At 37.3% G+C, this 24,121-nt stretch carries 20 protein-coding genes; 5 read left to right on the top strand and 15 right to left on the bottom strand.

The features are described 5' to 3' along the window. Window positions 1-55 precede the first annotated feature (55 nt). The gene (locus JOC86_RS08340) at window positions 56-925 is read right to left on the bottom strand and encodes a Cof-type HAD-IIB family hydrolase (protein ID WP_205170570.1); all 870 of its coding nucleotides are present in this window, start codon (window positions 923-925) and stop codon (window positions 56-58) included. 415 nt (window positions 926-1,340) lie between these two features. Between JOC86_RS08340 and JOC86_RS08335 the strand changes: the two genes are divergently transcribed. After that, window positions 1,341-2,663, top strand: a complete 1,323-nt coding sequence (locus JOC86_RS08335) for a short-chain fatty acid transporter (protein WP_205170556.1) — start codon at window positions 1,341-1,343, stop codon at window positions 2,661-2,663. Window positions 2,664-3,186: 523 nt separating this feature from the next. On the opposite strand, the gene JOC86_RS08330 is transcribed toward JOC86_RS08335, so the two are convergent. Continuing rightward, a complete protein-coding gene (locus JOC86_RS08330; RefSeq protein WP_205170554.1) occupies window positions 3,187-4,203 on the bottom strand; it encodes an ABC transporter permease in 1,017 nt (338 codons plus the stop codon). Then, complete coding sequence (locus tag JOC86_RS08325; protein ID WP_205170550.1) at window positions 4,200-5,078, bottom strand: ABC transporter permease subunit; 879 nt, start codon at window positions 5,076-5,078, stop codon at window positions 4,200-4,202. Before JOC86_RS08325 ends, JOC86_RS08330 begins: the two co-directional genes overlap by 4 nt. A 307-nt stretch (window positions 5,079-5,385) precedes the next feature. Between JOC86_RS08325 and JOC86_RS08320 the strand changes: the two genes are divergently transcribed. Next, the gene (locus JOC86_RS08320) at window positions 5,386-6,750 is read left to right on the top strand and encodes a YjiH family protein (protein WP_205170544.1); all 1,365 of its coding nucleotides are present in this window, start codon (window positions 5,386-5,388) and stop codon (window positions 6,748-6,750) included. 40 nt (window positions 6,751-6,790) lie between these two features. Here JOC86_RS08320 and JOC86_RS08315 read toward each other — a convergent pair whose 3' ends face one another. The 5 genes from JOC86_RS08315 to JOC86_RS08295 form a co-directional block, all read right to left on the bottom strand. Beyond that, window positions 6,791-8,101, bottom strand: a complete 1,311-nt coding sequence (locus tag JOC86_RS08315) for a cytochrome P450 (RefSeq protein WP_205170542.1) — start codon at window positions 8,099-8,101, stop codon at window positions 6,791-6,793. Window positions 8,102-8,383: 282 nt separating this feature from the next. Then, window positions 8,384-9,664 (bottom strand): ATP-binding protein, encoded by a 1,281-nt coding sequence (locus JOC86_RS08310; RefSeq protein ID WP_205170539.1) that lies wholly within the window; start codon window positions 9,662-9,664, stop codon window positions 8,384-8,386. Between the two features lie 118 nt (window positions 9,665-9,782). Then, on the bottom strand, window positions 9,783-10,718 hold the full coding sequence (locus tag JOC86_RS08305) for an L-threonine 3-dehydrogenase (protein ID WP_205170536.1): 936 nt from the start codon (window positions 10,716-10,718) through the stop codon (window positions 9,783-9,785). A 105-nt stretch (window positions 10,719-10,823) separates the two neighbouring features. Continuing rightward, window positions 10,824-12,014: a glycine C-acetyltransferase gene (locus JOC86_RS08300; protein WP_205170533.1), complete on the bottom strand. Its 1,191-nt coding sequence runs from the start codon at window positions 12,012-12,014 to the stop codon at window positions 10,824-10,826. 299 nt (window positions 12,015-12,313) lie between these two features. Beyond that, window positions 12,314-14,464, bottom strand: coding sequence for a choice-of-anchor J domain-containing protein (locus tag JOC86_RS08295; RefSeq protein ID WP_338021738.1), 2,151 nt, complete (start codon window positions 14,462-14,464; stop codon window positions 12,314-12,316). 635 nt (window positions 14,465-15,099) lie between these two features. On the opposite strand from JOC86_RS08295, the gene JOC86_RS08290 reads away from it, so the two are divergent. Next, window positions 15,100-16,488 carry a tetratricopeptide repeat protein gene (locus JOC86_RS08290; protein WP_205170518.1) on the top strand — a complete coding sequence of 463 codons (1,389 nt, stop codon included), beginning with the start codon at window positions 15,100-15,102 and terminating at the stop codon, window positions 16,486-16,488. A gap of 89 nt (window positions 16,489-16,577) precedes the next feature. On the opposite strand, the gene JOC86_RS08285 is transcribed toward JOC86_RS08290, so the two are convergent. After that, window positions 16,578-17,510, bottom strand: coding sequence for an ATP-grasp domain-containing protein (locus JOC86_RS08285; protein ID WP_205170515.1), 933 nt, complete (start codon window positions 17,508-17,510; stop codon window positions 16,578-16,580). A 255-nt stretch (window positions 17,511-17,765) separates the two neighbouring features. Between JOC86_RS08285 and JOC86_RS08280 the strand changes: the two genes are divergently transcribed. Both JOC86_RS08280 and JOC86_RS08275 read left to right on the top strand, forming a co-directional pair. After that, window positions 17,766-18,422, top strand: coding sequence for a TerC family protein (locus JOC86_RS08280; RefSeq protein WP_205170512.1), 657 nt, complete (start codon window positions 17,766-17,768; stop codon window positions 18,420-18,422). Window positions 18,423-18,807: 385 nt separating this feature from the next. After that, the gene (locus JOC86_RS08275) at window positions 18,808-19,197 is read left to right on the top strand and encodes a hypothetical protein (RefSeq protein ID WP_205170509.1); all 390 of its coding nucleotides are present in this window, start codon (window positions 18,808-18,810) and stop codon (window positions 19,195-19,197) included. 623 nt (window positions 19,198-19,820) lie between these two features. Here JOC86_RS08275 and JOC86_RS08270 read toward each other — a convergent pair. The 6 genes from JOC86_RS08270 to JOC86_RS08245 form a co-directional block, all read right to left on the bottom strand. Continuing rightward, the gene (locus tag JOC86_RS08270) at window positions 19,821-20,993 is read right to left on the bottom strand and encodes a MalY/PatB family protein (protein ID WP_205170497.1); all 1,173 of its coding nucleotides are present in this window, start codon (window positions 20,991-20,993) and stop codon (window positions 19,821-19,823) included. A 166-nt stretch (window positions 20,994-21,159) separates the two neighbouring features. Continuing rightward, a complete protein-coding gene (locus tag JOC86_RS08265) occupies window positions 21,160-21,444 on the bottom strand; it encodes a thiamine-binding protein (protein WP_205170496.1) in 285 nt (94 codons plus the stop codon). 130 nt (window positions 21,445-21,574) lie between these two features. Then, window positions 21,575-22,666, bottom strand: a complete 1,092-nt coding sequence (locus tag JOC86_RS08260) for a PRK06851 family protein (protein ID WP_205170495.1) — start codon at window positions 22,664-22,666, stop codon at window positions 21,575-21,577. A gap of 72 nt (window positions 22,667-22,738) precedes the next feature. Next, window positions 22,739-23,239: a cupin domain-containing protein gene (locus JOC86_RS08255; RefSeq protein WP_205170494.1), complete on the bottom strand. Its 501-nt coding sequence runs from the start codon at window positions 23,237-23,239 to the stop codon at window positions 22,739-22,741. Continuing rightward, the gene (locus JOC86_RS08250) at window positions 23,236-23,928 is read right to left on the bottom strand and encodes a DNA alkylation repair protein (RefSeq protein WP_205170493.1); all 693 of its coding nucleotides are present in this window, start codon (window positions 23,926-23,928) and stop codon (window positions 23,236-23,238) included. Before JOC86_RS08250 ends, JOC86_RS08255 begins: the two co-directional genes overlap by 4 nt. Beyond that, the gene (locus tag JOC86_RS08245) at window positions 23,928-24,065 is read right to left on the bottom strand and encodes a hypothetical protein (RefSeq protein ID WP_205170491.1); all 138 of its coding nucleotides are present in this window, start codon (window positions 24,063-24,065) and stop codon (window positions 23,928-23,930) included. The genes JOC86_RS08250 and JOC86_RS08245 overlap by 1 nt, the downstream gene beginning before the upstream one ends. Between the last annotated feature and the right edge of the window lie 56 nt (window positions 24,066-24,121).

Raw genomic sequence — 24,121 nt, 5'->3', positions numbered from 1 at the left:
AACTCTCCTTCTCCCTTATTAGCCCTATTATGGCCGAGAGTTTCTAGTTGTATAATCATACACTTGTTGTTTGTAATGCTTCACGAATAGCTTTGGCAACTCCATCTTCATTATTCGATGCCGTTTGATAGCGGCAGAAATCCTTTATCGCTTCTGCTGCATTTCCCATCGCTACTGGTCGTCCCACCACTTTCATCATCGATAAGTCATTGAAATTGTCTCCGACTGCCATCGCATCCTTCGCGTTAAGGCTTTTTTCTGTGATAAAACGTTCTAAGGCAATTCCTTTTTGAGCATCAACACTTGTAATTTCTAGGTTTTCATTCCCTGAAGAACTAATCGCTATGGAAGGAATCCCTTTTAACACGTCCCTTCCTGTTTGTAGTAAAGCTTCATCAAAAGAAAACACTAGAAATTTATAAACGATAAATTCAGGTTTGTTGAAAATTTTACTATAATCACCAACTAGGTTAATATGGCCCTTATCGAATCGTTCCTTTGCTGATTGCCTTACTTGTTTTTCTGATACCTCAGGATTCGCTGTTGTAAATATATCGACAATAATATCGATTCCCCGCTCATAATCCTCCGTATAGGTTCCTTTATTCGTGTACACTTCAAAATAAAGGCCGATTTCGTTCAATAGCTGGGCCATTTTAAGGGCTTTATCCCCTTCTATCCCTGTCGAATAAGTGATGTCACCATCCGCATTTCGTACCTCTGCTCCATTGACACAAATAACCGGACATTTAATGCCCGCTTCACTTAAAGGGTATCTTGCTTCCTCATAAGACCTGCCCGTCGCGACAATAACTTCAACCCCATGATCAATTGCTTCTAGAATAGCTTTTCGATTCTCTTCACTCACCTCTTGTTTCGCATTCAGTAATGTTCCATCCATATCTGTTGCTATACAAGTGATCATATGTAAACACCATTCCTTCTATAAGAATATAGGATATTTTAACATGAAAACATTAGGAATAAGGAAATTTTGGCTTCACCTAGTAGTATTCCTTTCTTGTTCGGAAACATGTAGAAATTCATGGCTCCCTAAATGACGACCTTAAATGAGTTGGTTGAGGCTGGGAAACTTTGCAATTGCGGAAATGACCTCGGATGTGGCGGTAAAAAACTGCAATAGCCTAAACGACCACCTCATTAGAGTCGGATGAAGCCACGAAACTTCGTAAAAGTCAAAAATCCTTAAATTTATTTGAGTGATTATATTCTCTCTATTGATTTCCGAATTATTCAGACTATTTGGAAGGGTTTTCAAAAAAATATGTAGAAATAATGGTTATGCAATCAGAAGGAAAGCTACAAAAGGGAGGAAGATCATGAAAGCGGTTATCAATTTGTCTAATTCAATTATGCAAAGATTTTTACCAGACCCATTTTTATTTGTTATTATTTTAACGTTTGTTGTTTTTGGGCTAGGATTAGGTCTTACCGATAGTTCGACGATAGAAATGGTTCAATTTTGGGGAGAAGGCTTCTGGGGACTCCTGGAATTTTCTATGCAAATGGTTCTTGTACTTGTTACAGGTTATGTCCTGGCAAGTAGCCCCATTTTTAAAAAGGGCTTAGGGGGTTTAGCTAGTTTAGCCAAGTCACCAGGTGCTGCTATTGTTTGGGTTTCGGTGATTTCTATGCTTGCAAGTTGGATCAACTGGGGATTTGGGTTGGTCATTGGTGCCTTATTTGCGAAAGAGCTGGCTAAGAGAGTGCACAACGTTGATTATCGTTTGCTAATTGCGAGTGCCTATAGTGGGTTTATCGTCTGGCATGGGGGGTTTTCGGGATCGATTCCATTATCAATTGCTACAGAAGGGCATCCATTTCAAGAGGCAGTAGGTGTCATTTCAACAAGTGAAACGATTTTCGCCCCGTTTAATATTGCGATTGTACTTTCTTTATTTATTATCCTACCGATTTTAAATCGACTTATGATGCCAAATAAAGATAAAACCGTAACAGTAGATCCAAAGATATTAGCTGACACTGATATGCAAGCAGCTACTATTGAACATAACGAGAACACTCCTGCTGAGCGATTAGAGAATAGTACAATTGTTTCGATGTTAACAGGGAGTTTAGGAATCATTTTTCTAATTTATTACTTTGCCACTAGCGGGTTTAATCTTAACCTTAACATTGTTAATTTCTTGTTTTTGTTTTTAGGAATACTTTTTCATGGAACACCGCGTCGTTTCCTTGAGTCTGTACAAAATGCGATAAAAGGTGGCGCTGGAATCGTTATTCAGTTCCCATTCTACGCCGGTATTATGGGAATGATGTCGGCATCAGATCTAGCAGCACTAATGTCTGAGGCTTTTGTAAACATTTCAAATGATTTTACATTCCCATTATTCGCCTTTATCTCTGCTGGAATCGTTAACTTTTTTGTTCCATCTGGTGGAGGACAATGGGCTGTACAGGCACCGATTATGGTAGACGCTGCCTTAGCGCTAGATGTTTCGGTAGCCAAAACGGCGATGGCCGTTGCTTGGGGAGATGCATGGACCAATATGATCCAGCCATTCTGGGCTTTGCCTGCCCTCGCAATAGCAGGATTAAAAGCCAAAGATATTATGGGCTACTGTGTTATTGTTCTTTTCATCAGCGGAATTTTTATTTCATTAGGCTTACTATTCTTATGAAAGAGGGGCTGTCTAAAAAGGGAGTGGAACGTTCATAAGTAGAAGATCCTCCTGAGGCTTCTATCTAAAGTTATGGTTCCAGACTCCTTGGTTTTAGGACAGCCCTGTTTTTTATTCCTCAACATACTAACATATGCATAAATTTAAAATCTCGTGCATTTCTCCTGGATTTTCGTGCGCGAAATTCGATTCTTGTGCTTTTACAAGTCGATTACGAGCATAAAATCAAAAAGTTGTGCATTTCGACATTCGAGTCAAGGAAAATAATGATTATCCTTAGGATGGACTGAACTGGAATAAGTAATCGTATGAATTTTAAAGGAAAAACCAAGAATTAATGAAATTTCCACCTGAAATTATCGATCAGCTTAATTCTTTTTCATGTAGTGTAGTAGAAAAATGAACTGTCCAATAGAGGCAATCCAGAGAATTCAAAAATGGAAGCGTTATAATGATCCATCTGATTGTAGAAATATTGACTTATCAGACAGCCCTGTTTTTATACAAAAGGAGCTTTCCTCACCTAATAACTTGTTTGCTTAAACCATTCCAGGTCTTCCTTTGTCACATGCTTTGTTTTTGACATTTCTTTTCTAGCTTTCGTTCTTATCGGCTTTTTCAAATAATGAGAACGACCTGTTGTTGCTCTCACGTACCCTTCAATCATCAAAGCTACCGCTAACATCGTTGCTGCAAAACAAAGGATCGGTGTGAGTGGAATCCATGGAGCCGATTGTAAATAACGAAAGGAATCCCCGATCAGTCCCGACCATTCTTGTGTAATCGATGTAGGCGGGTCAGGCATCATCCCAAAAGTGACATGGGTTCCCCCTAAGAATAGCTTTAGTAATCCTAAGTGGGATAATATAATCAGAGTTTGCATGACTTGCTGACCAAAAATAACAAATAGTTTTTCCCTTAAAGATGGATAGATATGTTTTCGAATAATCCTCCAATTACTTGCCCCTAATGACTTTGCACACACCACAAAGTCACGCTGATAAATTAATGAAGATTCATTTCCAATTAAAGAGATGATGATGGGTACCGTTAATAAGGCAAGGATGAATACTTCAATCAGTACCCGCTCAGTCATAGAAGTTTGAAAACCTTCCATCGGCTCCATTAATACGGGTCTAAGTAAATAATAGGCAAGGATCGTTAACGGCACATAATGGAATGAGTCAATTAATCCATTAAAATACTTTTTTTGTTTTCTAAAGTAGGTTCCCATAAGAAACCCGAATGGGAGTGCAATGAATACCCTTAAGGCAGCTACGGCTAAAGCCGCTAATATCGTAAATTTTGCTCCGATGATGATTTTCGCAAAAATATCCAAACCTAAAGCGTCAGTTCCAAATGGTAAGCCTGGTCGGGGTTCAATCGGAGCTCCATCCACTAACCTACCATCTTCATATAAGTAGTAAACCTTTTTAATCTCATTATCTGTTATCCATGAATAAGCAAAGCTCGTTATTAATACTCCTGCAATAAAAAGAAAGCCAATTAAAAATAATGGCTGCTTCCAAACCTTCCTCATGACAGAACCTCCCCTCGATTCGCTTTTTTCTGCAATATCCATTCCCCAATGGAATAGAAAAGAAAGATTGGTATAAAGAAGGCCAATAACGAAACCGTAAAGATCGTTGGTTGTGTGTAAGACATTATAAAGCGTGTTACCCCGGCAATATTAAACAATAGTTCCAGTACAAATAAGTTTGAGAGCATGAACCAAACGGTTTTTTTTGATTGGAAAAACACTGAAATAATCGCATTCCGAAAAATGTGTATCACAATAATGAACAGCTTACCTAATCCTATTGATTGTGCTAATTCGACATAATTCTTTCTAGATTCCTCTTCAAAGGTTAGCATGGATAAACGATATAATTGAATCGTTGGCAGGATCGCTAGACAAAGGATCGGCAGCGTATAAACCTGTTGCTCACTTACTGCCGCAATCTCAACAAGAAGAATACCTGTCTGCTTGAAAAAGAAAATGACGAAAAACTGACATACGATAATGACAAAGATATCTGGGAGAGATTCAAGAACATAAAAAAAGAGCTTCAATCTACTCCTTACTCTTTCTGAAAACAGCATGGAGACGATTGTCAGTAGAAGAGCTAATGCGCAAGCTAACAATAAAGCACTAAATAATACAGTTAAGGAGTACAAAATTGGGTCCCAAAGATGCGGGAACAGCGGTCTTTCAATATTTGAGCTAAAAACAAAATACGTCAATTCTTCCAAGTGGAAAATCGAATAAATAATCTCATTTATACTCGCTATGTATTCTTTTACATAAAGTTTTCTCTCATTAATCCCAGATAACAGCACCGGAAGAGCCCCAACCAGGATGATCCCTACACAAGATAATATAAATTGAATAACGATTTGTACAAGTCTCTTCACTGCTTCGACCCCCGAATTATTCTGTTTATTTCTAATATTATCATATTTCCGGCACTTATTTCTTATTTTTAAGGAACATTTTGTAAAATCAAAACAGGTTTATTGAACGTAATGAGGGATAAAAAGTATGATTTTTTTCTAAAATTTAAATATTTATTGAAATATCTGATTTTAATAGTAAAATAGTAGAGTGTAAGAAAACGTTTTCTTGATGGGAATTACCTATTTTTTGTAGACACAACAGTACTTATGAATTAAAATGTATAATATCTTATTTTTATACAAAACAACTTTTGAGGTGAACAATATGAATGACAAACTTAGATTAAATAGTCCTTTAAATATTATGCTCTTTGTCATTCCTTCTCTTATAGGAATCTTCCTATTTATGGTTCCTATTCCTGGCGAAGAAGGTGTGACTATTCCCATTGCTGTCTTCTCTAACGCACTTGGAGATCTGATCGGCACGTGGGTTCCGGGGATTATGACAGCCATCATTGTCATCACCGCAATAGGATCACTAATGGTGAAGCTAGTAAAATCAGATTCTCTTAATAACTATCCATTTTTTAAAAACCTATTTGATGTTCGTCCAGTATGGGTGGGAATTCGTCTACTAGGTGCCGCATATGCTGTTATGACTTTATTCAAGATTGGGCCTGAATGGGTTTGGTCGGATGCAACCGGAGGATTACTACTGAATTCAGGTGGACTTCTGTCGCTATTATTTTCCGTTTTCTTTTTTGCTGGATTATTCCTTCCATTACTGTTGAACTTTGGTTTACTTGAGCTCTTTGGTGCGCTGTTATCAAAAATTATGAGACCATTATTTGGATTGCCTGGACGTTCTTCCATTGACTGTCTTGCTTCATGGTTGGGGGATGGAACCATTGGGGTTCTTCTAACTAGTAAACAATACGAGGAAGGCTATTATACAAAGAAAGAAGCAGCTGTTATTGGTACAACATTCTCCGTTGTTTCCATTACTTTCTGTTTGGTTGTTATTTCAGAAGTCGGTTTGAGTGATTTCTTTCTACCATTCTATCTAACAGTCGTATTATCAGGAATTTTAACAGCGATTATCATGCCAAGAATTCCGCCATTATCTAATAAACCAAATACCTATTTTAACGATCAAGAAGGGAAAGACACGATGGATGTCATTCCTGATGGATACACTCGCTTAGGTTACGGATATAAGCAAGCGCTCGTTCAAGCACAACGTAATAATAGTGTTTTAGACTTCTTTAAAGATGGTGGAAAAAACGTTCTTGATATGTGGATGGGAGTTGCGCCTGTCATCATGGCCATTGGGACAACCGCTCTGATCATTGCAGAGAACACTCCTGTCTTTGAATGGATTGGTGTTCCGTTCATTCCTATTCTAGAATTATTGCAGGTTCCTGAAGCCACAGCCGCTTCGAAAACGATTCTCGTTGGATTCGCTGATATGTTCTTACCGACGATTTTCAGTTCAGGTATTGAAAGCGAACTAACCCTATTTGTAATTGCAAGCTTATCCGTTACACAGCTGATTTATATGTCTGAAGTCGGTGGACTGCTGCTCGGAACAAAAATTCCAGTAAGCTTTAAAGACCTTGTGATTATCTTCTTATTAAGAACGCTGATTTCATTGCCGATTATTGTTGGTGTTGGGCATATTATGTTTTAATAAAGGCTAAAAAGCTGACCTTAAAGGGTCAGCTTTTTATTTATCTTTTCCACACCTCACCCCTCAACCCATCCTTCACCCGTAACGTAATAAAAGGCTCCGGTACAATACGGTTTTCGTCGACTAATTGAATATCAAACTTTTGTATAAACATACTAAGGATAATTAGGGCTTCTTGAAAGGCAAAATGATTTCCAATACATCCCCTTGCACCTCCTCCAAAGGGGAAGAAAGCAAAGTCTGGAACGTCTTTTGGTATACCTTCCTGGAATCGTTCCGGCTTGAATTTTAAAGGGTCTGGATAAAATTTCGGATGTCTGTGCATAACATATGGTGAGAGGAGAGCAATGTCCCCTTTTTGGATCGTGTAACCGCCATAGGTTAAATCATTTACAGCCGTTCTTCCCAGCATCCACTGAGGTGGATAAAGACGCAAGCTTTCATTTAACACCTTTTTTGAATAGGTTAACCTCTCAAGCATTGCAGGAGTTAATTTGTTTCTACCCGCTACATGATCTACTTCTCTATAAAGGTTTTGTTTAACGTCTTCATTTTGACAAATCGCATACAAACACCATGTAATCCAATTTGCCGTTGTTTCATGACCGGACAATAACATGGTCATGATTTCGTTTCGAGCCTGCAGTCGATTTCCTTCACAAGCCTCTAAAAGCATCTTAAGAAAATCATATGGGGAATAGTTTTTTTCGTTCCTTACTAAAATGACTTCATCGACGGTTTTATTTAATTCATCAATCGCAGAGGCATAGGCTTTTATTTCCCCGACTTTGAAGCTTAATGGTGCCTTCAAGAGCGATTGAATTCTTTTTGTTCCCACTTCTAAAATTTGATAAAGCGGTGCACCAATTTTTTCTTTTGTTTCTGCTAAATCCATCCCAAGAATGGTTCGAGATAAACAAGCTAAAGACAGCTCCATCATCACATCCGATAGGTTCCATTCCCCTTCGCGTTGTTGACTGTAGAACTGTTCCGACGTACCGATCATCTTCAAACGATAGCTTTTCATATGCTCTTTAGTGAAAAGCGGGGCCATTTTTTTACGCTGCTCTTTATGTTTTGGATCTTCACTCGTTATCAAACCTTCACCTAACAACGGTTTTAACTCATCAAACTTTGAGGATTGGCGATAGCCAGCTGCCCTGGTTTCAAGGATATCTTTGATAAAGTCCGGATTCATCACTAGGTGCACTTTTCGATTAGCAATCCGAAATTGTGCGATATCGCTATCCGTTTCCTTTAATTCATCAAGAAAGGCTAAAGGATTCTCTTTAAATTTCCCTAGCTGACCTAAGGGAGAGATAGAAGACAGCTTCTTTACTTTAATGGACATCCTGCTCACTCCTTTTCCATATCAGTTATATGTATCAATCGAATAGGCGAAATATGTGTATTTTTATAATGGATGTGGGTGGACTACCTTGGAAGGCTTTATTAAGAGGGAGCTTCTCTTCGTAAATCAAGGCATTCTTTACTTTGTTCTCAACTTAGGAAGCATTCCTTATTGACTATCAACAATTTATTCTCATTTAAGCCTATATATCGATCATTCGACAATCTTCAACGTTTACCGACTCGATGCTCGTAAAAAAAAGATGCCAAAATGGCACCCTTTCTATAAATCCCGAAAACTCTCCTCGCACTCTATTTTATAAACTGGAAGTATCACATGTACACTTGTTCCAATTCCCACATCACTTTCAATTATAAGCAATCCTTTATGATCTTGAATAATTTTTTGGCTGATCGTTAATCCAAGACCCATCCCTTTTTCTTTTAGGGTAAAGAACGGTTCCCCCAGTTTTTTCAAACGATCAGGCGGGATTCCGACTCCATGATCTTGAACGGTGATTTTTAATTGATGATTCTCGTTCATTATCATAATGTTAATTTCTCCGGACTTCATCGCGTCAATGGCATTCTTAATCACATTGATTAACACCTGGATGAGTTGATTTTTATCGCCAAAGATTTTCTTTTCCTTTGATTGATCCTCTACTACAAGATTAATGCCTTTTAGTAGCGCTTCATGACTCATGACATTTTTGACATACCCCATGACTTCGCAAATATTGAGGGGCTTGTAAGCTTTTGATTCGGGTTTTGCTAAAATTAGCAAGTCGCTTACGATTTGGTTAATACGATCCATTTCTGATGACATCACATCCAGATAGGTAGCAGGAACATGATCATTTTCCTCTAATAGCTGAATAAATCCTTTAATGCTTGTCAGTGGATTCCGGATTTCATGAGCAATTCCCGCTGCAAGCTCTCCAACTACAGAGAGCTTTTCTGTTTTGATTAGTATGTCTTCGGCTACTTTTTGCTGTGTAATATCACGACCAATGGTAACTAACCCTTTTCGCTCCCCATTAGGATAAAACAATGGCACCTTAATCACATCAAAAGTTTTTAGTTCCCCAGATGGAATAAAGAAGGATTCCTCTCCACGGGACAGCTTCCTTGATCTCCATGTCCGTTCATCTGATATAATACAATAATCATATGCTTCTTTAAAAAAAGGATTTAACTCTCCTAATTCTATATCTGTTTTCCCTGCATAGTTGATATTTTTAAGTTGGTAGAGTTCACAACCAAACTCATTAATCTTCAGCCATCTTCCCTTTCCATCTTTAAAACAAACGAAATCCGGAAGGGAATGGAGCAGAGTTGATAATCGCTTTTCTTCTTCCATTAACTCCTGATATACCTTGTGGAAACTGCCAAAGGATTGGACCATTCTCCAAACCAAATAAAGCATCATGAGACCTATCAAAATGCTTATAGAGACCATCCACCTTTTCTCGGTAATAAAAGAAATCGAAAGAACCTGAAGCAATACGAGAAAAATGAAGATGTATAGATAGCGGATCCAATTATGAGTAATGAAATTCATATTTCTCACCTTGATCATTGTTATTTCTTTCATCATACCACGAAGAATAACGTTTCAATATAAGAAGATACATAAAAAAACAGATGTTCCATTAAAGGACATCTGTCTTATTTCATCATTATTTCACTTTATCCAACATATCTTTTGTCATTTTTGCTAAATCATATTCCGCCTTGAAGCCCCATTCTTCAGAAGCGGCTGAAGCATCAATCGCATTTGGCCAGCTTTCCGCAATTCCTTGTCTTACTGGATCGACATCATAGCTTAATTCAAATTCTGGAATATGCTTACGAATTTCTTCTGTAATCGTTTCTGGAGCTATACTCATTGCTGTTACGTTAAATGAGTTACGATGCTTTAGTTTAGCGGGATCGGCTTCCATTAGATCGATGACAGCATTTAACGCATCTGGCATGTACATCATATCCATGTATGTACCTTCCCCAATATAAGAGGTATAAGCAGCTTTTTTCACTGCTTCATAGTAGATTTCCACTGCATAGTCTGTTGTGCCACCACCTGGTTGAGTTACATAGGAAATGAGACCTGGAAAACGCAGTCCTCTTGTATCCACTCCAAAGCGGCTATAATAATAATCTGATAAAAGCTCACCAGATACTTTATTTACCCCATACATGGTTGTTGGACGTTGAATCGTATCTTGTGGTGTGGCATCTTTCGGAGTAGAAGGTCCAAACGCCCCAATCGAACTTGGTGTGAAGAATTGACAACCCAACTCTCTTGCTGTTTCTAATGCATTCACAAGTCCGCCCATATTGATATTCCAAGCTAAAAGTGGCTTTTTCTCTGCTGTTGCCGATAACAATGCAGCTAAATGAATAATGGTATCAGCATCATGTTTTTTTGTTAAATCATGCATCTTCTGTGCATCTGTTACATCTAGAATTTCAAATGGCCCGCCTTTGACCACTTCACTATCGGACTCACGAATGTCTGTCGCGATGACATTATCTGTTCCATAAACTTCACGTAATTTCATCGTCAGCTCGGAACCAATTTGTCCAAGTGCACCTGTTAATAAAATCTTTTTCATTGTTCAACCTCCATGTTTCTGTCCATCTTGTTGTTCTTGATTTTCTTAAAATAAACCTTCTGAATAGAAAGGAATCTACTCAGAAGGTAAACTTATTCTCTATGTTTAAATAATCCCTAATTCTTTTCCAACTTTTTCGTAGATCGCAAGTGCATTGTCTAGCATTTCTTTCGTATGGGCTGCTGTTGGCATATTCCGTACACGTCCTGTGCCTCTTGGAACAGTTGGGAATACAATTGACTTTGCATATACCCCTTCTTCATTTAGGCGTTTACTGAATTTCTGTGTCGTATTTTCATCACCAATAATACATGGAGTAATCGGCGTTTCACTATTTCCAATTTCAAAGCCAAGCTTCTTTAAGCCTTCTTTTAAGTAACGGCTATTTTCCCACATTTGGTCTTGAAGCTCTGTACTATTCGTAATTAACTCTAGAGATTTAATCGTTGCAGCTACGTCTGCTGGGGTAACAGCTGTTGAGAAAAGGAATGGTCTTGAGCGAACTTTTAACCAGTCAATCAGGGATTGTTTCCCAGCCACATATCCGCCAACTACGCCAATCGCTTTTGAAAGAGTTCCCATTTGGAAATCTACTTTATCTGACAAGCCAAAGTGTTTCACGGTTCCTGCTCCTTTTCCAAGGACGCCAGAACCATGAGCGTCATCCACATACACCATAATATCGAACTCTTCGGCAATCTCTACAATTTCTGGGAGCTTGGCAACATCACCGTCCATGGAGAAGACACCGTCTGTAATGATCATTAGTTTGTTATATTGTCCAGACTCTTTCGCTTCTTTTGCCTTTGTTCTTAAGTCTTCCATGTCAGAGTGATTAAAACGAATAATTTTTGCTTTTGATAGGCGGCAGCCATCGATAATAGATGCGTGATTTAGTTCGTCTGATAAAATCGCATCATTTTTATCCATAACCGCAGAAATTGCCGCCATATTGCAATTGAATCCAGACTGATAAGAAATCGCAGCTTCAGTCCCTTTAAACTCTGCAAGCTTTTCTTCGAGTTTCACGTGAAGGTCTAATGTTCCATTAATTGTACGAACAGCACCTGCCCCTACACCATATTCGTTAATGGCTTCAATAGCTGCTTCTTTCATACGCTCGTTTGTAGCAAGACCTAAGTAATTATTAGAGGAAAGATTGATTAGCTCTCTCCCGTCAATTTTAATGATAGCTCCATTGGCACCTTCAACAGGGTCAATTTCGTTATATAGCCCGCGCTCTTTGAGGTCATCTAAATTTTCTTTAAGAAAATGATCTAATGTCTTACTTGTCATAACGTCAATTCCTCCATTTAATAGGTAATAATGTAAACGCTTCATAAACACATGTCCACACAAGGTGTACAACCGGATCGAGTTTTCAGTCTATTTCACGCGTTTTTAAGTATACTTACATCTTATCATGTTTTTGTGTGACGGACAAAGAATCTCTTTATCAAAATATAGTATTTGCTTTGGGTTCTATTTTTATAAGAGCCGTGACGCCTCTTGGTAGAGATCACCTTTACTTCTTCTCCAAATTTTTTTACATAACAAAAAGCAACCATTCCATAAATGAAATGGTTGCTTACTAACTAATGTTTTTTCGGCTTTTTTGGCTTACCTGGTTTATCTTTTTTTGTTTTAATTTCATAACTAAATGAAACTGGATCCTTGCTGCCTGAAGGAGCAGCATATGATGTGATCATGCTTGTATTGCCTTTTTTAAATAGACCTTTTAATTTTACAGAATCCTGTTCTGTAATGTTAAACGGATCAATCGTTACGACGTCATACTTCGTTTTTGGATTCTTTTTAGAACCGATTGTTCTTTCATTGATGAATGTAACGGTATATTCAACATATTGACCTAAAATTTCATTAAGAGAATTGAATTCTTCTGTTGAACTACCGTCATTTAAGTAGCCAATTTCAGGAATTTCGATGTTGTCGATGAACCAGCCCTCATCGTTAGTACCCCAATCGGTAAGATAGCGGAAGGAAACAAGAATTTCTTTTCCGGCATATTCGCTTAGGTCGAACGATTCTTTTTTCCAACCTTCATTCGTTCCAGTGAATCCCGGAATATTTTCCTTGATCGTTGGATGCCCTTCTTCTACAACATCAGAACGAGTATTTTCATTTGCTAAAGAGGTCCATGTTTGACCATTATCAGTCGATACTTGAACGACACCGAAATCCCATTGTTCTTCAATTTTATAGTAGTTATCAAATTGTAGTGTAGCATTCTCTTCATTTGAAAGGTCTGCCTTAAAGATCAGTGCGTTATCTGATTCGTCTCCCGTGTTCCCCCACAAAACTTGATTATTAGAACCAAGTGGGTCACTTACAGACTCCCAAGGAACTGGTAAGAAATCGATTCCATCAAAAGAAACACTTCTAACCTTCTTATTGAAGTCTAGTTCTTTAAAGTCACCGCCCCAAGCAGGGACCCCTTCTTTTTCAAACTCTAATGCTTTTTCATAATTCACAGTCATTCCACGTTTAGTTCCTTCATTATCCACTTCAAGGTCGCGTAGATCGATACTATCAAAATTATACTTATCTCCAGCCTTTGGATCATCAAGAGCTAATGCCGTTATAAAGTTTTGATATACTTCAGTGAAGTCCTCTTCTGCACCGAACTTTTCAAGTGTTTGGTTTACACTATCAATTCCGATGGTTTCATTAGTCGCAAGCTCACGGATAAACTCTTGTCCATATTTGTCATACATATAAAGAGTAAATAAGTAAACTTGTCCATAGTCTGCGATTGTTTCTGGACCTGTTTCAGCTGAACGATGCTCATCCCAGTTTACTAGAGAGTTCTCTGGATGATCGAGGTAAAAGTTAATGGAGCCTGCATCATGTCCATATCCACCAAGATATTCAGAGAATGTGGACATTCCTTCGTTTAACCATGTTTCTTCCGCACCATCATTGTCAGCGTGGATCAAATGCTGCAGCTCATGAATAGTTGTTCCGAAGAATGTACTTTCTAATCTTGTTTCCCAACTATTAGTGTCGATTGTTATCATGTTTCTATCCGTGTAATTCTCTAATGTCTGCCAGAAGAACCCTGCAACAAAGAAAGGATAATCTGGATTATAATAGTTATCATCCTTCACGTTATCAACCATCATAAGGATTTTATCGTTTCCGTCTTCACTTTTATAATATCCTTCAGGCAAGCCAACCATCTCAGGGAGAGGTGACTCTGACCCGTCAAGTGAATCAGGCGTACCAAAAAATGAAGTGGCTTTTGGATAGATATTACGATCAAATTCTTCAACAAGCTTGTCTACCTGTTCTTGTGTTACCACATCTGCTCCACGTGGGTCCCCTTCTGGAAAGCTTAAATCATTTGCAACCCAAACTTCAACATTCTCTCCTACACTTCGAAGCGTAAAATCTTTAAATTTTAAATCACGATCAAGAAACTTTTTCGTTCCTCCATCATATGTAAAATGCTCATCACCCGAGGTATTTTCTTCTCCTTCAGCTTCATTAAAATGGATTCCCTTAGATTGTTCTTTTATTTCTGCTTCTGCTTTTTTAAGGAAATCTTCGTCTTGGGATAATTGGTTTAGGACTCCATCAATATCAACACGATCTCCGTAACGCTCCACATCCCATTTAGGTGAGTTAGATGCCGCTTCTGCTGTAGGGGCAGGACTTGCAACAGGGGCTAAAAGTGTGAGGGCTAAAGCACCGGTGGACAAAATGGATAATACTTTCGTTTTCACTAGCAAAACTCCTTCCAATAGTTTAATAGATTTGAACTACCTGATTTATCTTAACATAGATAATATTTAGAAAAAAGAAAAATTTTGTTTTGGAATATAGGTATTAAGACCCTAAAATAGTATGATTTTAAGAAAAGATCTAATGCTTCGACTTGGTTTCGACTAAATGACCAAAGGGTGTACAAACTCCTACAAATAAAAATAATTATATGTACCTAATGGTTGTTTAGCGTTTCTAAACAAAATAAAAAGAGGCTCTCGCAATACCAAGGTTTCCGGAACAGCAACTTCTATATAAACGAATATGGTGGTTCCAGATTCTTTTTATGAAGGTCTTTTTTCGAACTGTTTTAATGATGTCATTAACAAGCATGATTATTTATAGATTATGGTTCTTAATAGAAAAAGAACGATGAGAGAAACAAATATTACTACTAATTGTTAGTTTGTAGCTTTTTCCTCTACTTTTTTTGAGTTTTAAAAAAATAACTGGTTTTTTTCTTATTGGTCGAAGTTTTCAATAGATCAGTCATTCGATCATTTTCGCCAAGCTCAGAGTATAAATGGAAAAGAAAAGACTTTCTTTGTATTGAAATAAAAGTGTGGTAAACTGTCAATAAAAGGAGGCGGATTAGATGATTACGAACGTTCTGCTCGATGGAAAGGAATTTGGCTGGACCAAATTAAATCTTAAACGCATTGCTCTATATAAACAGTTATCCTTTATTGAGGCTACTGATGAACACGATTACTATTATCTAATATTCTATAAAGAACAATTCCTAACTGCCAAAAAGACCAATAAACTGCGACGACAATCGTTTATTGAAGAGGCATTTAAAAAGGGAATTGTTTTTTTATGTCCTCATCCGATAGTAACTGAACTCATTCAAAAAGACGAAAGCTTAAAAATGATCACCTTTAATCAGCTGTATACAATCTGTAAAGAATCCTATTCCCCTCAGGAAGTATCCCTAATCTTCCGAGCACTCGATTCCTTCATCTCTAAAGAAAAATTGGTTCGCTTAATTCGAAAAGAATTTTATCAATACCGAAGAGACGGTAAATTCCTACATGCCTATCAAATCTTATGGATTTTAAAAGAGTTTGCTCCTGAACACTCCTGGGTCAAACAATCTAATCAGGATCATTCCTTTTCCAAATACGAGAAAATGTATCAGCAGCCTTCCGAAGAATTAGTACAAAAGGATCCTCACTATGTTTATCAAAAGGTTTGGGAAGAACGTGGCCATTCAAAAAAACAGGAAATTCTTGAGAAGTTTCTTCAAAAAGGAAGATTGACTTCCACACTGACAGCTTATAAGCTAGAAGAATTTAAAAAGAATCAAACGGACTCCCACTATCGATTATTGTTACATTATCTAAATTCCACCTATCCACCTGAAATCATTCTTGACATTCACACATGTCTAGCAAATGAATTGCCTAAATATCTTCCTATTCAACAGTATCAATACAATTATTTCCTTAAGCTTAAACGATTTGAAGAAGCATTACAGATTCTTGTTCAATCTCCTGCTCTAACGATTAAAAACCAAGACAGCCTGATAGGGATCGTTGAAGAGATTAATTGGGAAAGCTCATCTATTCCACTAGAAGACATGAGTCGAATCGTTATACCGCTCTTAAAAAATCAGCCCGAAAAACTCAATCAGGTCTTAAAATCTTGTATCAAAGCACTCATTCAACATCACGATGTTCAATATATCGAGGAATGGCTAATGCCACTAAGCGAACACAAACTGAAAATCCCCATTGCTGAACGCATTAAAGAAATGGGAAGATTACATGAGGATCCCGACCAGCAGTCAAAGCTTGGTGAGTACTATTATCAATACCAACAGCTTGACCGAGCCATTGAATGCTTCACATGGGATATGGAATTAAAGCCAAACGACCCATCCCCAATCAAATGGCTCAACCGACTCTACCAAGAAAAAGGCATGACCCATGAATCAAAAGCCTACCAACAGCTCCTAATCCAAATGCAAAAGCAAGCATAAAGGAACGCGTTAACGTAATGAGGGACGGTTCTTGGTCGCTTTAAAGCGACCAAGAACCGTCCCTCATTTGTTTACCGCGGTGAAGCGATTTAGAAGTTTCCTTGTTGTTTGAAGTGCTTTGCCATTTCGAGCATTCCGAATTTGCCCGCTTTCTGTTCCGCTTCGCTATTGTAGTTGGTGTTGGTATTGACGTCATATGTGAAGATAGTATTTTGGGCATCTTCTATAAACTCGATTCCTGCCATTGCTATTTGATTATTTTGCAGAAAACGCTCATATTTTTCAATGATAGGATGGTGGAAACCCTCTCTAATTTCAAACTTTGGTTTCGATTCCGCTTCAAATCCTGTAGGGCAGAACATATCATCAATCCGACAAGCATCAGCTGGACATAATTCAAAGCCTTCTGATGTGTCGACTCTGACAGCATAAAGAAATCTCCCACCAATAAACTCGCAACGAGTAATAGTTGAATCTGGTGATTGTATATATTCTTGAATTAACGTAATACCATCAATCGATTCTTCAAAGCTTGGTCCATACACATATTTACGAAGTGCTTCTATAGATTGAAAAAGTTGAACTCCCAAACCTTTTCCAGCTCGATTATGTTTGGTAATAAATGGAGTCGTTTGGAGCTTTTCCGCCGCTTGAATGACTTGCTCTTTCCCAACCGCAGCAATCGTTTTAGGCGTACGAATCCCCTCTTTTTGTAGTTCAGTGTATTGGTTCACTTTACTAAGCTCAAGCTGAAGAGCACGAGTTCCATTCAAAACAGTTCTACCGTGCTGCTCTAACCATGAAAGTACAGCACCCGTAAGTTCTGGTGCAAACCGATGATCTCTAGTATGGGAAGAAGCACTTATTCGATTATAAAAAAGACCATCAGGCGGTTCGTTTGTTAAATCAACGGTTCCCTTATCTAAGAACCATTCTTCATAAGGAACATCTAATTCTTCTAAACGATTCACTAAATGATCTGTCCATTCTTTATTTTCATGAATGATATATAGTTTTTTCACAGAAAGCCCTCCAATATAAGTTAATTAAAGTATACAAAACTTATCGGATTTATCAACTCATTACTACTCATGAAAATAATCGTATTTTCCTATTAGAAAGTAAAAATACTAAAAATAATTGATAGATAATTGTCGGAAAATTTTTAATTACCATAAGAAAATCAGACAATAACCCTTTTATTTTTACTCAGGTGATATATAATGTGATAGTGACAAAATAATAGAGGTGATATTTTGGAGATTTTCGGATTATCTATGGACGTGTTATTAAAGCTGATCCTGATTGATATAGTTTTAAGTGGAGACAATGCGGTTGTCATTGCTATGGCTGCCCGTAATGTCCCTAAAGAACAACAAAAGAAAGCCATCTTCTGGGGAACCTTTGGTGCCATTGCACTTCGTATAATATTTGCAGCAGCTATCATTTTTCTATTAAAAATACCTTATTTAACGGCCGTTGGTGGAGTACTTCTTGTCATAATTGCGATTAAACTTTTAACTGGTGAAGAAGACAACCACAAAGAAGGCGGTACTACGGTAGCTTCCGCCGTTAAAACGATTATTTTCGCAGATGCTGTCATGTCATTTGACAATGTTGTAGCTTTGGCAGGTATTGCTCACGGGTCATTGTTTGCCATTATTGTTGGAGTTCTTGTGAGTATTCCAATTATTGTATTCGGTAGTCAATTAATTTTAAAGGCAATGGAAAAATTTCCAATCATTATTTATTTTGGTGCTGGACTATTGGCATGGACTGCAGGTGAAATGATTGTTTCTGATCCTAAATTACATCATTACACAGCAGATTATCATTTAATCATTCCCATTGTTCTAACCGTTGCATCAATCGTCATCGGTTATCTTTTATCTAGAAAGAAGAAGAAATCAGATGTTTTTGCAGAAGCTTCTTAATATCTAAACATGAAATAAACGTGCTTCTGAAACTAACTAGCTGTTTTTGTGAGGAAGAAACGAATATAGCATTTAAAAAAGACCAATTCGCATAGCGAGTCGGTCTTTTTTAAATAATGGTACTAAATATGAGTAACAATCTAATGATGCATAATAAAAAGAGATTTCTACTTTGCTAATCTATTTGAGTTTAATGGTAAATTGTAATTGCAAATAAAAAATACTAAGGATCTGAAAGTTTGTATTTAAACAAATGAATATTTGATGAATCACAATAGCTTCGAACTCGGTTCATTCATTTACCAATGCTTCTAAAACTGATTTCACGTTTTAAGGCTATAATAAAATAAAATTAAATTGAATAGACTCTACTAGGAGGTGTGCAATGATTATAATAATTTTGCATATAACCAGGCTTTTTTTAGGAGTCATTTTTTTGGTTGGAGGTCTAAACGGTTATTTTGTCATTTTTGGACTTGATCCTTTTATAGCAACTAGCCCCGAAGCAATGGCATTATTCGAATTTAAATATCTATTAATTGCGGAAAAAACCTTAGAGATTTTATGTGGAGCTTTACTCTTAATCAATCTATTCATTCCATTAGTCTTGACAATATTATCGCCAATTGTAGTCAACATTTTTTTACTTCATTTATTCCTAGACCATTCGTTACTTCTTTTAGCAGTAATGCTTGTCATCGCTTATAGTTATCTGTTGTTTTATTACAGAAATAACTTTAAGAGTTTATTGGAGAAAAAACCAAAACCTTATTAATACTTTGTGCCGCTCAATGTGTCCTTTAATTTTGTGCAAAAATCATGTTCAATTAACGTTTTTATTTCAATAAGATATCAAAGGGGTTCTCTATAAGGGTTAGGGAGCATTAGTATTATCCAAATATAGAGGAGGTCTTAAAGGGTTTCTTCTATATACGGAAGTTGTGCTTCCTGACACCTTCATTTGGGGAAAGCCTCTTATTTTTATTAGTCATATCAAATGGTAAGTTTTTGTTCCTTTTTGATTTATTCGTCTGTCTATTAACATGTGCATAAATTTGAAATCTTGTGCACTGACTCTAGGTTTTGGTGCACAAAATTAGAATCTCATCCGTTTACCAGTCATTTTCGTGCTTAAAATAAAAGTTGTGCATTACCACATTTAAGGGAGGAGAATGGGGCTGCAAAAAGGGGGAATCTAGAGAATGAACCGCCGATAGTAGAATAATTGACTTGTCAGAAAGCCCGCTTAATTATTTGTCCGAGATGGCAAGTCATCTGTCCAGTCCCAACTATATATTGACCGCTCGACAAAATAATACACAATTCTTCAATCGTACATTTATATAAAAAGAGCCGACTCCTCAATGTGTTGAGCCAACTCTTTCTATAAACTATCCCCTATCGATTCACTTCTAACCGATGCCTAAGAATGGCTTCGTTCATTCTAGTTAAGGCTGTATATAATCTCTCTCGTGGACAAGCGATGTTCATTCTGACAAAATTTTCACCGCTTTGACCAAATTTATAGCCTTCATCGAATTTTATTTTGGCTTCTTTTAAGAAGAAATGAACTAACTCTTCACCACTCATTCCAAGCTTTGAGCAATCTAACCAAATTAGGTGAGTCGCCTCGGGTAATACAGGGAGTATTTCAGGAAGGTTCTCATGAAGATAGTTTTTCACTAGCTTGCGATTTTCCTCCAAATACATGAGGAGATCTTCTAACCAGGGACCGCCTTCTTCATAGGCAGCAATTGTTCCTTCAACTCCGAATACATTTGGGCGCATTAAACCAAATTGGGTTAGCTTGTTCTGATACTTATTCCTTAGATCCTCATTCGAAATCAATAGAATAGATGTCTGCAGCCCTGCAATGTTAAAGGTTTTACTTGGTGCCGCACAAATAACACTCATCTCTTTAAATCTTGAGTCAATTTCAAATAGGGGAATATGTTTATATCCTTCATAAACTAAGTCTCCATGCATTTCGTCGGATAAAATCCAAACATCATGTTTAAGGCAAATATTCCCTAACTCTTGCAGCTCTTCTTTTGTCCACACTCTTCCAACAGGATTATGAGGACTACATAAAATAAAAACTTTCGTGCGTGGATCACTTGCTTTTTTCTCAAAATCGGCAAAATCGATTTTGTACTTACCGTCCTGATAACAAAGCGAATTTGTTACGACTCGACAGCCATGATTTTCAATCGAACTATAAAAAGGGTAGTAGACAGGCTCTTGAATCATGACCTGATCCCCTGGCTCTGTTAATAATGATAAAAGAATGTTCATTCCAGGAATGATGCCTGGACTGAATGATATCCAATCTCTTTCAATCGTCATCTCGTGCCTTTTTTTCCACCAGCCGATGATGGATTCATAGTACCTCTCACTAAATGTCGTATAACCATAAATACCATGCTGAGCTTTTGCTTTCATAGCATCTACAATCGCCGACGATACTTGAAAATCCATATCCGCAATGCACATCGGAATTATTTCTTCATCCGCAAAAGACCATTTCACCGAATGTGTATTGGTTCTTTCGATACAGTCATTCCAGTTCATATGATTTTCCTCCCATATCCCTAAAGCACTTCTGTATTTTCACTATATTCTTTACTAAGTTCAACTTTAATATAAATTTAGTAGATTAGAAATAGGATATGGGAAATTACATATAATTTTCAACTTTAACGAAAAAGCAGGGATGCCCCTGCTTTCCAATATAGTATTATACATTTGTCAGTTTATCATTAATGGTTACTCCATTAGGTTTATAATGCAGTTTAATATTCGTTATGACCTCACTAGCACCCAATTGGATACTATCTTGTTGTAGATTTTTAATCAATAATAGGACTTCATCAAGTTCTCCTTCCACTACCGTCTCCATTGGACCAACTTGATATTTCAGCCCTGACTCCTTAACAGAGCCTACAATACTCGGTATAACCCCATAAGTATCTACATCCTGCCCATTCGGTAAAACCTGGATTCCTGCCGTTACTGTTGACACTTTTTTATTCTCCTTTCTGATTGTTGATATGTTTTGTAATCTATTCCCGTCAAAAAGAGTGATTTAAACATAAGAAAAATTATTAGCATAAAAAAAAACCAACCTATATCCATAGATCGGTCATCAATGATTACTCAACTAAACTTTCAACATGCTTCTGGATTTTATCTCTAAAATTTGCTACTACATCAAAGTCCATCGCCTCGACATAATAGTTCTCAAGTTGATCATGCAACTCTTTCGCACGAGCCAAATACGCAGTACCTTCTTTCATTTTTGCCGAATACCTACTGGAAATTTCGCTAATCTCTTTAGCATATTTCTCATCCGTGCCTTCTTTAATGGCAATTTGATAAACGTCTACAATCTCATCACCTACACGTTCTGGAAAATACTCGTGTGGAGCTGTGCTATCAAAAATAGCAAAGCCTAGTTCTCTAACGATGACCATATCGAGACTGTTTGGATCAAAACCACAATGATAAACTTCTACATCAAGTCCACGTTCCTCAGCAGCTCTTGCCAGTTTTTTCAGCATCGTAGATTTTCCAGATCCAGGACGGCCTTTAATCAAATACCTTTTCTCCAAATCAGCCGTTAAATTTGGAATACAATCCTTTGCCCCTTCTGGAGTGGCAGCTCCGAGAAAGCGGTGACGCACTCTTGATCGTTTATCTTTTTTCACAGATGTGTATAACTTTTCAATCAAGTTCGATGTCAAAGAATTAAGCGCCTCGAAATCCATATTCTCAATGAATATTTCCTCCCACTCATCATGGATGGCTAAAGCTTCCGAAAAGGTATGATAAGCATTTGAGAAAGAAGTACTTACTTCTTCGGTTAATGAAATAATCTGCTCTTTATTTTCATTTAACTTTGCTTCGTCCCACGCTTCACCTAAATTAATGTATTCTTCAATTACCCCTGGAACTCTCGGTTCGATTACATGTGGTGCCGTACCATCCACAATTCCTATATTGAAATCGGTCAAGATTACACCATCGATAGAATCATTATCAGATGAACAATGTAAGCATTCTAAATTATACCCTTGATTTTCCCAATGACGACCTAACGCCTTCATAAGAGAAGATTTCCCAGTACCAGGTCCTCCTTTAAGAATAAAAAGCTTTTGAAGGTCCTTTAAGTTCGATTCATATAAACTATGAAAGCCGCGGGCTGTATTACCACCAGCATAATAATGAAGAATGGTTCCAGACAAGCTAGTCACTCCTTTTTTTCCGTTGTAAGAAACTCAATGTAGTTTATGCAATAAGAAAAAATAGGTGATTGCCTACTTCCTGGTTAGTCTATCTATAATGGTTTTATGCTCTCCGAATCTAGCTAAAAGGTCTTCTCGCTTAAATAATCTAAAATCGGCAAAGTCAAAGCCAGGAGAAACCATACAGCCTACTAAAGTGAATCCTTCACCATTCATTGCTGATCCAAAGATGGTTCCTTTGGGAACAAGAACTTGAGGTCTTTCACCTTTCTCTAAATCTAACCCCAATGTTTCCATTCTTAATTCTCCAGTCGGAAGAATCATGTAAATAGTGAGTGAAGAGCCTTCATGGAAATACCAAAGCTCGTCCGATTTTAATTTATGAAAATGAGAAACCTCATCTTCTTTCAGCAAGAAGTAGATACTTGTCCAAAGTTTTCGATCGTCATCAAAACGCTTTCTGATTGTCCCGTCCTCGATTCGTTCCTCTGATTGAAAAGAGGGGGCATAATAACCACCTTCCGGATGTGCAGTCATGTTTAACGTCGATATAATCCATTCTGCCGTTTTCATTGAACACGTTCCTTCTCTTTTTTCTTAAGATATTTTAACCCCTCTCGCTTACTTAAAGGCTTCAACTTTTCTTTTTCAATAAATTTGACAACTGAGTCAGGAGCCGTCTTTGAGTACTCTCTTAATGCCCACCCAATCGCTTTTTGAATGAAAAACTCATCTGATTCCTTGTGCAGCAATATATACTCAAATAGCCTTTCCTCATCTGTCTTTGCTTTATAACTTAATTGATAAAGAATGGCGGTTCGATTCAACCACATATTTTCATCCATGATCCATTTTCGTGTATAAGGTTCTATTTGATCTGGATACTTCAAAAGCAGCTTCCCAACAAAATTTGAAGCAATCGCATCAATCGTGTCCCACCAGGATTTTTCGATGATTAGATCTTCTACTAATGGCAAATAGGAAGTGTCTAAATGCTTGAACTGGTTTTCAAGCAATGCTAACGCAATATATTGAAATTCACGTTCTGGCTGGTCCCATAATTCTTTTACAATCACCTGTAGATCTTCTAACTCAGGCGTAGAATATTGATTTAAAAAATCTTTGAAAATCGCTTTTCTTTCCGGTGTTTTAATCCCCAAAAAAGGAAACTGGTCTCTCATATAGGCTTCCATGGGACCTGCCAGCTCTTTATTTTCATATTCTTTAAAAGTTGCAACAATTTGTTTTGTATAAGCATTCATTAAACTTCCTCCTCTTGTTTTTCCTCACAAGCAAAGCATAAAAGCTGTCCATCATTCAGCTTGATTCCATTAAAAAACCCATCTAAACAATAAATTTCTTTCTGACAACGTTTACAATGTCCAACAAGTTCCTTCATGCTTAGCACCCCTACACGTTAAAATCAGTTTTTATATTTATTTTCTTGATTTTGGG

Source organism: Rossellomorea pakistanensis (assembly GCF_016908495.1).
In the GTDB taxonomy this organism is placed as follows: Bacteria; Bacillota; Bacilli; order Bacillales; family Bacillaceae_B; genus Rossellomorea; species Rossellomorea pakistanensis.
Note: the sequence above shows the minus strand (reverse complement) of the source record. Positions and strands in the feature narration are given on the sequence as shown.

Excerpts from the sequence above, each read along its gene's own strand:
- JOC86_RS08320 (WP_205170544.1), top strand. The coding sequence starts at position 5,386 with ATGAATGACAAACTTAGATTAAATAGTCCTTTAAATATTATGCTCTTT.
- JOC86_RS08245 (WP_205170491.1), bottom strand. The coding sequence starts at position 24,065 with ATGAAGGAACTTGTTGGACATTGTAAACGTTGTCAGAAAGAAATTTAT.
- JOC86_RS08270 (WP_205170497.1), bottom strand. The coding sequence starts at position 20,993 with ATGAACTGGAATGACTGTATCGAAAGAACCAATACACATTCGGTGAAA.
- JOC86_RS08255 (WP_205170494.1), bottom strand. The coding sequence starts at position 23,239 with ATGAAAACGGCAGAATGGATTATATCGACGTTAAACATGACTGCACAT.
- JOC86_RS08300 (WP_205170533.1), bottom strand. The coding sequence starts at position 12,014 with ATGACAAGTAAGACATTAGATCATTTTCTTAAAGAAAATTTAGATGAC.
- JOC86_RS08275 (WP_205170509.1), top strand. The coding sequence starts at position 18,808 with ATGATTATAATAATTTTGCATATAACCAGGCTTTTTTTAGGAGTCATT.
- JOC86_RS08280 (WP_205170512.1), top strand. The coding sequence starts at position 17,766 with ATGGACGTGTTATTAAAGCTGATCCTGATTGATATAGTTTTAAGTGGA.
- JOC86_RS08315 (WP_205170542.1), bottom strand. The coding sequence starts at position 8,101 with ATGTCCATTAAAGTAAAGAAGCTGTCTTCTATCTCTCCCTTAGGTCAG.
- JOC86_RS08335 (WP_205170556.1), top strand. The coding sequence starts at position 1,341 with ATGAAAGCGGTTATCAATTTGTCTAATTCAATTATGCAAAGATTTTTA.
- JOC86_RS08310 (WP_205170539.1), bottom strand. The coding sequence starts at position 9,664 with ATGAATTTCATTACTCATAATTGGATCCGCTATCTATACATCTTCATT.
- JOC86_RS08340 (WP_205170570.1), bottom strand. The coding sequence starts at position 925 with ATGATCACTTGTATAGCAACAGATATGGATGGAACATTACTGAATGCG.
- JOC86_RS08330 (WP_205170554.1), bottom strand. The coding sequence starts at position 4,203 with ATGAGGAAGGTTTGGAAGCAGCCATTATTTTTAATTGGCTTTCTTTTT.
- JOC86_RS08290 (WP_205170518.1), top strand. The coding sequence starts at position 15,100 with ATGATTACGAACGTTCTGCTCGATGGAAAGGAATTTGGCTGGACCAAA.
- JOC86_RS08250 (WP_205170493.1), bottom strand. The coding sequence starts at position 23,928 with ATGAATGCTTATACAAAACAAATTGTTGCAACTTTTAAAGAATATGAA.
- JOC86_RS08305 (WP_205170536.1), bottom strand. The coding sequence starts at position 10,718 with ATGAAAAAGATTTTATTAACAGGTGCACTTGGACAAATTGGTTCCGAG.